We start from the raw sequence: 7913 nt of genomic DNA, 5'->3' as shown, positions 1-7913 counted from the left end.
GGTAGTCGGCCTCGTTGTCCGGGTCCGCCTCGATCAGGCCGTCACGGATGTTGCGACGTAGATCTTGCCCATGGCCAGGTCCTGCCAAGCGTGCGGATCGTAATCGCCATGCACGTGGTCATGATCGTGGCCCTCACTGTCATGGCCGTGGTCGTCGTCGTGCCCATGGTCATGATCGTGCCCGTGGTCATCGCCATGGTCGTCATGGCCGTGCTCGTCGTCGTGGTCATGATCGTGCCCGTGGTCATCGCCATGGTCGTCATGGCCGTGGTCGTCGTCGTGCCCATGGTCATGATCGTGCCCGTGGTCATCGCCATGGTCGTGCCCGTGGTCATCGCCATGGTCGTCATGGCCGTGATCGTCGTCGTGGTCATGGCCGTGATACTCAAGCTTGTCGATGCCGTCGGTGGCGGTCACCAAGGGACCGCTGTAGTCGCTGGAGTCGATCAGCCGCTCCATCCAGCCTTCGAACAGCAGGCCATTGAAGACCACCAGGTCGGCATCGGCCAGGGCGCGGGCGTCACGGGGGCTGGCAGAGAAGACATGGGCATCGCTGTCGGGGCCGACCAGCGAGGTGACCTCCACGTGCTCGCCGCCCACGTTCTGAACCATGTCGGCCAGGATACTGAAGCTGGTGACGACCTGAACGCGTTCGGCGGCGAAGGCGGCCGGCAGGGCGAGCATGGCCGTGGTGCCAATCACCAGGGCGGAGGGCTTGATAGTTCGCATGCAGTGTCTCCTTGATCTGTTGTCAGTGGTTATGCGGCGGTCAGTGAGGCTCCGGCGCGCCGAGCGGTGCTGCGCGCCGATGCAGGCGTCTGACCAGGCTGTGGTGGCGGCCGAACAGGGCGGAGAGCATGTAGCCCACGCCGGCCAGCAGGATGATGGCGGGCCCCGAGGGTATGCTCAGGTGATACGACAGCAGCAGCCCGCCGATACTGGCGACCATGGCCAGCAGGATGGCGGTCCCGATCAGGCCTTCCAGGCGCTTGCTCCAGAAGCGCGCGGTGGTGGCGGGCAGCATCATCAGGCCCACGGCCATCAGCGTGCCCAGGGTCTGGAAGCCGGCGGTCAGGTTGAGCACCACCAGGCCGAGGAAGATGCCGTGCACCAGGCCGCCGTGCATCCCCTGGCCGCGCAGGAACAGTGGATCGAGGCACTCCACCACCAGGGCGCGGAAGATCACCGCCAGGGTGATCACGATCACGCTGCTGATCGTCGCGATCAGGATCAGGGCGGTGCTGTTCACGGCGAGGATCGAGCCGAACAGCACATGGGTCAGGTCGACGCTGCTGCCGCCCAGCGACACGAGCATCACCCCCGCCGCCAGCGAAATCAGGAAGAAGCTGGCCATGGCGGAGTCTTCGCGATGGCCGGTCATCTGCGACACGCTGCCTGCCAGCATGGCCACCAGCAGGCCCGAGATCACGCCACCCAGGCTCATGGCCGGCAGCGAGAAACCGGCGAGCAGGAAGCCGAGCGCCACGCCGGGCAGGATGGCGTGGGCCATGGCGTCACCGATCAGGCTCATGCCGCGCAGCATCAGGAACACGCCAATGGGCGGTGCCGCCAGTGACAGGGCCAGGCCACCAACCGCGGCGCGGCGCATGAAGCCGTAGTCGAAGGGGGCGATCAGCCACTCATGGAGAAGCGCTAGCATGTGCTGACCCCGGGGATGCCCAGCGTCAGCCGGGCGGTGCCGGCAATGGGCGCCTGGCCCTGCAGGATCGCCTGGGGCGAGGTCCAGTGGGCGTGGCCGTTGGCCAGCACCACGACTTCATCGGCCAGGCGCGAGAGCTGCTCCATGTCGTGGAGCACCACGATCAGGGTGGCGCCGTTGGCGGCCATGTCGCGCAGCACCGTCATCAGTACATCCACGGTTTCGCTGTCCACGTTGGCGAAGGGTTCGTCGAGCAGCAGCAGCTCGGCTTCCTGCATCAGGGTGCGGCCGATCAGCGCGCGCTGGCGCTGGCCGCCGGACAGCTCGCCCAAGGGGCGGTGTGCCAGGTGTGAAATGCCCAGGCGAGCCATGACCTCGCGGCCGCGGCGATAGTGGTGTGCGCAATAGCCGACCAGCGCCCCGTGGCTCGGCCAGCTGCCGGTCATGACCAGCTCTTCCACGCTCATGGGGAAGGTGAGGTCCAGCGCCAGCTGCTGTGGCAGCCAGGCGCGACGCTCCTTGGGTACCGTGCACGTCACACGGCCGGTGACCGGCTTGAGCATGCCCATGATTCCCTGGATCAGCGTACTCTTTCCGGTGCCGTTGGCGCCGACCAGTGCGGTGATGGCACCGTCGCGAAAGCGGCCATCCACATGCTCGAGCACGGTCCGGTTCGCCTGGGCCAGCTGCAGGTCATGTAGCTGTAGCCGCGACGTAGTCTCCTGCTCCATCAGCCCCACCACCCTGCCGCCCAGGAGACGGCGAGCCAGAGCAGACCCAGCGGTGCGGCGACCAGCAGCAGCCGACGCGTGGCGGACAGCGACATCAGCGAAAAGTGGCACGGCCCTTCCTGGCGGTGTCGATGCGAATGTGAGCGATGTGCCATGGACTGGCCCTCCGGCGCTTCAGGTTAGGATATAATATAACAAATAAGCCTGCAGGCGGGGAGGGGCTCACGCTTTTTCGTGGAGTGAAGCGTGGCTTTGATCGTGCTCGGGCGTGCGGTACCGCGACAGCATGCCGTGGTAGGGGCCGACCAGCACGGAAGCCACATAGCCCGCTCCTGTCAGCAGGATGATGGTCGGCCCGGTGGGCAGCCCGGCATGATAGGACACCAGCAACCCGGTCATGCTCGAGAACAGGGCCCAGCCGACGGCAATCGCGATCATCCCCTCCAGGCGCTGGCTCCAGTAGCGTGCCGTGGCCGCCGGAAGCAGCATCAGGCCGGCGGCCATCAGCGTGCCCAGCGACTGGAAGCCCACCACCAGGCTCAGTACCACCAGGCACATGAACAGGCCATGGGTCCAGCCGGCGTGCCTTCCCTGCAGGGTGAGGAACTGCGGGTCCAGGCACTCAACGACCAGCGCCCGGAAACTGATGGCCAGGCCGACCAGAACCAGGCTGCTGACCAGGCAGACCAGCAGCAGGGTGCGACCATCGACGGCAAGGATCGAGCCGAACAGCACATGGCCCAGGTCCAGGGCGCTGCCTGAAAGGGTAATGATCATGACCCCGGCCGCCATGGCCACGAGAAACAGGCTGGCCATGGCGGCGTCCTCCTTGAGCCCGCTGAACAGTGTCACGCTGCTGGCCGCGGCCACGGTGACAAGCCCAGCTGCCACGCCTCCCAGCATCATCAACGGCAGCGAGAAGCCCGCCAGCATGAAGGCAACCGCCACGCCGGGAAGAATCGCATGGGAGAGCGCCTCGCCCATCAGGCTCATGCCGCGAAGCATCAGCAGTACACCGAGGATGGGGGCGGTCAGCGACAGCGCCATGCAGGCCACCAGTGCCCGTCGCATGAAGCCATAGTCCAGGGGCGAGGTGACCCACCAGAGCAGGGTGTCCAGCATGAGTCGCTCCAGGTCAGGGATTTTATAGTATGTTATATCATAACATTTATCCCGTCACCCAGCTCTCCTTGACGCCCAACGTGCCGTGAACCACGTTGAAGGGTAGCTAAAAGAATATGCGGCCTAAGGCGGCACGCTTCAGGCTTCGCGACGAGAGTGGAGGTGACCATGAGCTGCAAGATTCATCCCCAGCATGATCACGAGCACGGCCCTGGCTGCGGCCACACGGCTATCGAACACAACGGCCATGTCGACTACCTTCACGATGGGCATTTGCATCATCCCCATGAGGATCATGTCGACGAGCATGTGATCGAGGTCAGTGACACCAACCCGGATCGCTGCACGCCGAGCCACCAGTGCCAGGGGCATGACCCAAACCATGTCCACGGTCCCGGGTGCGGCCATGAGCCGGTGCCCCACGGCGACCATATCGACTACCTGGTGGATGGCCATCTGCACCATCCCCATGGGGATCACTGCGACGACCATGGCCCCATCAAGGTAGTGAACTGACCCTGAGCACCACCGCTCAGTAGCGTAGTGCCACACCGACCTGGTTGGGCGTGACCAGCAGAGCGTACTCGCCTGACAGGTGCATATCACCCATCGACAACCGAGCCGGCTGGAAACGGTTGATTGCCACCGTTGCCTGGCGCGGCTGGGTCTGCAGCTGCAGTTCGCTGATCAACATGCCGGTGGCGAAGTTGATCGCCCCGTCGCGCCCGCGCCCGTCGCCCACACCGATCAGCAGCCCCGAGGCCGTGTTCACGGCCAGCGACCCCAGCCGGGCTTCCAGCTGCGCCGCCGGCGTTCCTCCTCGGCGACGGATTGCATCAGCCGCCGGGCCCTGTCGATATCCTGCTCGCCATCACGAAGCTCCCGGTAGGCCCGTGGGTGGGGCTGGCGATCCATCAAGGTGCCCCCAGCGCCAGGGCCGACTTCACCACGCCGACCCGGGCGTCATAGCGGTCGTCCCGGTTGCTCGATTCGCTGGCCTGATAGGCGTTCACCGCCAGGGTGGTGGCATAAACCCCCGCCCAACCGTATTGCCAGTAGTTGGCGTGGCGCTCGCCGCGGGCCAGGGCGTCCTCGTAGGCCTGGTACTCCCGGTTGGCCTGCTGTGCCAGGGCAGGGGCGGCAAAGGCGATGCTCAGTAACAGCGAGAGCAGGAACGCGAACAGGCGGGACGAGGACATGGACATCTCCATAGGCATGGATAGACTTTTTTCGATCAAGGCCGCGCCGCCAGCAGTGACCGGCATGAAGCGATACCGTAGAGTCTAAGGATACGTTATCTGGAGAACCCCATGCGATCGCCGCTCGATGATACCGCGCTCGATGTTGCCTTTCGTGAAGCGCGTACCTACTACGGCTTTCGCAATGAGCCCGTGGACGAGGCACTCCTGCGACGCCTCTACGACCTGCTCAAGTGGGGGCCCACCTCCATGAACTGCCAGCCATCGCGCTATGTGTTCGTGACCAGCGTCGAGGCCAAGTCGCGGCTGCTGCCGGCCCTTTCCGAAGCCAACCGTGACAAGGCCTACCAGGCGGGTGCCACCGTGATCGTGGCCACCGACACCCGTTTCCACGAGTCGTTGCCGACGCTGTTTCCCAGCTCGCCCAATGCCCGGGAACGCTTTGAAGCCAACCCCGAAACGGCCCGTGAAACGGCCTGGCGCAACGGCACCCTCCAGGGCGCCTATCTGATCGTCGCCGCCCGCATGCTGGGGCTGGACACAGGGCCCATGAGCGGCTTCGACAATGCCATGGTCGACGGCGAGTTCTTCCCCGAAGGTCGCTACAAGAGCAATTTCCTGGTCAACCTGGGGATCGGCGACCCCGAGAGCCTGCGCCCCCGGGACCCGCGGTTGGCGTTCGACGAAGTCGCGGAAGTGCTCTGAGCCCGGTCAGTCGGGCCAGGGCCTACTCCTGCGGTGCAGCTTACTCATCGTTGTCGTCGAGGTGGTGGCGTGGCGCGACCGGGGCTTTCACCAGTGGCTGGATGGTTTCCAGATAGGTCTGGCCGCTCTCGCGGACACCCTGCTCATCCCCCTCGGCGGCGCTGCTCTGCACTTCCTCCATCATGGTGGTCATCTCACCCACCTCCTCATGGATTCTCGCCAGGGCATTGCTCAGGGTCTGGCTCATCCCCTCGATGATGGCGAGGTCCTCATCGCTCAACTGATCCTTTTCGAGCAGGACATCGAGCCTGGCATTCTCGAGCACCAGCAGGTCCATGGCCGTCTGCAGGTCGTCAGCCGGCTGGCCCATCTCTCGCTCATGCTCGTCAGCCTGGGCCGTGGTCGCCATCAGGGCGACGAGAAAGCCGGATATCAGCAGTTGCTTCATGGCGTTTTACCTCCTTGAAAAACGACAGTGGCAACTCTCAGGCTAGGCGGCACCCTGGCCTGCGACAAGGTTCCGCTGTGCAGGCCCGCTACGCAGGTCGGCGTACCGATCAATCGTTTGCCGGGAACTGCTCCGTATCGACATCCGCCTGCTGCGCCTCGCTGTAGCGGCCGCCGGCGACCTGATCCGGCGTCATCATGGCGTTCAGCCGGGCGACGGTGGCCGAGTCCAGAACGAGGGTTTCCGCCGCCAGGTTCTCGCGCATGTGGACGATGGATCGGGTACCGGGAATCGGGATGACGTCATCGCCCTGGGCCTTCAGCCAGGCCAGGGCCAATTGGCCGGGCGTCACTGCAAGCTCGCTGGCCACGGTCGTGAAGCGTTCCAGCAGGCGCAGGTTGTGGGGGTAGTTCTCGGCGCTGAAGCGTGGCAAGCCGCGTCGCATGTCGTTCTCTTCCAGGCTTTCAGGGTCTTTGATGGCACCCGCCAGGAAGCCTCTGCCCAGGGGGCTGAAGGCGACCAGCGCCGTGCCCAGCTCGCGGCAGGCGGCGATAAGGGCGATCTCGGGGTTGCGGGTCCACAGGGAGTACTCCGACTGGACCGCCGCAATGGGGCGCTCGGCCACGGCGCGACGCAGGGTGGCCGCGGAAACCTCGGAGAGGCCGATGCCCCTGATCTTGCCCTCGTCCACCAGCCGCCCCAGGGCCCCGACGCTTTCCTCGATGGGCACCCGGGGATCCATGCGATGCAGGTAATAGAGGTCAACATGATCGCTACCCAGCCGCCCCAGGCTCGCCTCGCACTGCGCCTTGAGCGTCTCGGGGCGCCCGTCGATCACCCGCTTGCCAAGCTCTGGGTCGATGGCCATGCCGCACTTGCTGGCCAGCATCAGCTGGTCGCGCTTGCCCGCCAGGGCCTGGCCGACCAACTTCTCGTTGGCCGTCGCGCCGTAGAGCGTCGCGGTATCGAAGTGGCGATAGCCCATGTCGAAGGCCTCATCCAGGGCGCGCACCGCCTCGGCCACGGGTACCTGACTTCCATAGCCATGGGAGAGGTTCATGCAACCCAGGCCGATGGTGGGCGAGGTAACTTCCTTGAGGCGGCGAAAGAGAGTCGACATGGCAATCCTTGTTGGGTGGCAGGCAGGGCCGGTGAAGTGTCGTGCCATCATGCCGAGGGAGGGAGGGGGGTCGCAAGGCGCCCCGTCGGTGATGGGGTGATTACCCAATATTACGTTCATTAACCTGCCTAAGCATTCTGTGCTAGCTTGAGGCTATTGCAGATTAAGGTGGGATGAGGCCTCGGCATCGCCGGGCAGAAAGGTCTTGGGTTATCCGTTATGCCACCGCAGGTTGCATCGACGATTGTTGGAGGTAGCTTCAGCTCGCGACAGGCGGAAGTTGCCGCAGCCTGGTGAAGGCGGCTCGAATCGTTAGGCACCGAGGTAGCAGGCGAGGGGCGGAGATTGATCCAAACAGCTACCACGGGCTGCATTGATGATTGTTGGAGGTAGCTTTAGCTCGCGACTGGCGGAGATTGCCGCAACCTGGTGAAGGCAGCTCGGCATCGGTGGGCAACGGGGTAGCAGACGAGAGCCGGAGGTCGATCCAAACAGCCACCACGGGTTGCATTGACGATTGTTGGAGGTAGCTTTAGCTCGCGACTGGCGGCGGTTGCCGTGGCCTGGTGAAGGCAGCTCGGCATCGGTGGGCAACGGGGTAGCAGACGAAAGGCAGAAAACGACCCAAAGCGGACATGCCGGATAAGGCGGCGAGCACGTTCGTTGGGGATATGCAGCATGCGCGATGATTGGTGTTCTATGGCCGAGCCATACTTAATGCATAGGTATTTCAATAGGATGAGAGGTGGTCGAACGCGCAGCATAACATTGTTAAGCGCGCGTGCGCGTTCAAGTGGAATATCAAGCGTGCTATATAATACAACTGTTATGCATTTTAGGGAGTGAGAGTGGTGTCTACCATATTTTCCTTTGTTAAATTATTTGAAAAAAGAGAATACGCAGAAGACTTTGTGAACGGCAAATTGTT

At 64.0% G+C, this 7913-nt stretch carries 11 protein-coding genes and 1 pseudogene; 2 read left to right on the top strand and 10 right to left on the bottom strand.

Features of this window, described 5'->3' with window-relative positions; genetic code table 11:
• From Q427_RS11540 to Q427_RS11525, 5 genes and pseudogenes are all read right to left on the bottom strand, one after another.
• Nucleotides 1-729: pseudogene (locus Q427_RS11540) on the bottom strand (metal ABC transporter solute-binding protein, Zn/Mn family); the annotation flags it as partial.
• A gap of 40 nt (nt 730-769) precedes the next feature.
• On the bottom strand, nt 770-1660 hold the full coding sequence (locus Q427_RS11535; protein ID WP_043513975.1) for a metal ABC transporter permease: 891 nt from the start codon (nt 1658-1660) through the stop codon (nt 770-772).
• Nucleotides 1654-2391: a metal ABC transporter ATP-binding protein gene (locus Q427_RS11530; RefSeq protein ID WP_043513973.1), complete on the bottom strand. Its 738-nt coding sequence runs from the start codon at nt 2389-2391 to the stop codon at nt 1654-1656. The genes Q427_RS11535 and Q427_RS11530 overlap by 7 nt, the downstream gene beginning before the upstream one ends.
• Nucleotides 2391-2546: a hypothetical protein gene (locus Q427_RS32225; protein ID WP_197030607.1), complete on the bottom strand. Its 156-nt coding sequence runs from the start codon at nt 2544-2546 to the stop codon at nt 2391-2393. Before Q427_RS32225 ends, Q427_RS11530 begins: the two co-directional genes overlap by 1 nt.
• A gap of 67 nt (nt 2547-2613) precedes the next feature.
• Nucleotides 2614-3513 carry a metal ABC transporter permease gene (locus Q427_RS11525; RefSeq protein ID WP_043513970.1) on the bottom strand — a complete coding sequence of 300 codons (900 nt, stop codon included), beginning with the start codon at nt 3511-3513 and terminating at the stop codon, nt 2614-2616.
• 168 nt (nt 3514-3681) lie between these two features.
• On the opposite strand from Q427_RS11525, the gene Q427_RS30060 reads away from it, so the two are divergent.
• Nucleotides 3682-4029 carry a hypothetical protein gene (locus Q427_RS30060; RefSeq protein ID WP_081785958.1) on the top strand — a complete coding sequence of 116 codons (348 nt, stop codon included), beginning with the start codon at nt 3682-3684 and terminating at the stop codon, nt 4027-4029.
• A gap of 16 nt (nt 4030-4045) precedes the next feature.
• Here Q427_RS30060 and Q427_RS36225 read toward each other — a convergent pair whose 3' ends face one another.
• From Q427_RS36225 to Q427_RS36215, 3 genes are read right to left on the bottom strand one after another with little or no spacing between them, the layout of a single operon-like run.
• Nucleotides 4046-4285, bottom strand: coding sequence for a hypothetical protein (locus Q427_RS36225; protein ID WP_331280616.1), 240 nt, complete (start codon nt 4283-4285; stop codon nt 4046-4048).
• Entirely contained in the window at nt 4282-4428 is a 147-nt protein-coding gene (locus Q427_RS36220; RefSeq protein WP_331280615.1) for a hypothetical protein, read from the bottom strand. Before Q427_RS36220 ends, Q427_RS36225 begins: the two co-directional genes overlap by 4 nt.
• Complete coding sequence (locus tag Q427_RS36215) at nt 4428-4712, bottom strand: hypothetical protein (protein WP_331280614.1); 285 nt, start codon at nt 4710-4712, stop codon at nt 4428-4430. The genes Q427_RS36220 and Q427_RS36215 overlap by 1 nt, the downstream gene beginning before the upstream one ends.
• Before the next feature lie 111 nt (nt 4713-4823).
• On the opposite strand from Q427_RS36215, the gene Q427_RS11510 reads away from it, so the two are divergent.
• Nucleotides 4824-5417 carry a malonic semialdehyde reductase gene (locus tag Q427_RS11510; RefSeq protein ID WP_043513967.1) on the top strand — a complete coding sequence of 198 codons (594 nt, stop codon included), beginning with the start codon at nt 4824-4826 and terminating at the stop codon, nt 5415-5417.
• A 40-nt stretch (nt 5418-5457) separates the two neighbouring features.
• Here Q427_RS11510 and Q427_RS11505 read toward each other — a convergent pair whose 3' ends face one another.
• Together Q427_RS11505 and Q427_RS11500 are read right to left on the bottom strand one after the other, a co-directional pair.
• Complete coding sequence (locus Q427_RS11505; RefSeq protein ID WP_043513965.1) at nt 5458-5865, bottom strand: DUF6746 family protein; 408 nt, start codon at nt 5863-5865, stop codon at nt 5458-5460.
• Nucleotides 5866-5974: 109 nt separating this feature from the next.
• On the bottom strand, nt 5975-6985 hold the full coding sequence (locus Q427_RS11500) for an aldo/keto reductase (RefSeq protein WP_043513962.1): 1011 nt from the start codon (nt 6983-6985) through the stop codon (nt 5975-5977).
• Nucleotides 6986-7913: the final 928 nt, after the last annotated feature.

The sequence above is a fragment of the Halomonas sp. BC04 genome, from assembly GCF_000568385.1.
Note: the sequence above shows the minus strand (reverse complement) of the source record. Positions and strands in the feature narration are given on the sequence as shown.